We start from the raw sequence: 615 nt of genomic DNA on the forward strand, positions 1-615 counted from the left end.
CCCAACAAGTACCAAATTATTAATACCCTTATAACGTTCGATAATTTCATGAGATAAACGTGTTAAAGCACGGCCAATTTCTTTTTCATTCATAATCACTTTTACCATGGTATGACCTCCATTATTTGCTTAAGTAAGAAAAAAGACTACTTCCCTACTTGCGTGCGCAAAAAGAAGTAGTCTTTCCCCATTAGGTTAAAACTAGACGTGTCATGCCTTCTTCGTCTCTCTGGACGCAAGTTAAAGGTTTTCATTTATTTCTCATTATTATAACGCACCTAAAAAAAAAATCAAGAGTTATTCAATGGGTGCAAGAAGCGGCACAGTTTTCATTAGCCAAAGTACCACAAAAGGTGTAGCGTTTCAGCTACACCTTTTGTAAATTATTAAATCGCATTTTCTTCAAACAACATAGCAAATTGTCCTAATGAAATGACATTTGTATCTGTAAAGTAATCCATGAAATTTTGACGCTTGTTTGAGAAAACAACCATCAAACCTAAAAACGGAATTGTCGTTAAAATCACTTTCCCTAAACCTTCACGAAGTAAACATGTCATAAAGGATAATTTATATTGCTTGTTGGTTACAACTTGAAGGCCTAGTAACCCTTTA

The 615-nt window shown here is 34.3% G+C and carries 1 protein-coding gene; it reads right to left on the minus strand.

The annotated features are described in order from the left end of the window. Positions 1-386: 386 nt before the first annotated feature. Positions 387-615: RDD family protein (locus tag ACRCJ0_RS18375; RefSeq protein ID WP_431391594.1), on the minus strand; the 229-nt coding region annotated here is incomplete at its 5' end.

The sequence above is a fragment of the Aerococcus sp. L_32 genome (assembly GCF_050689315.1).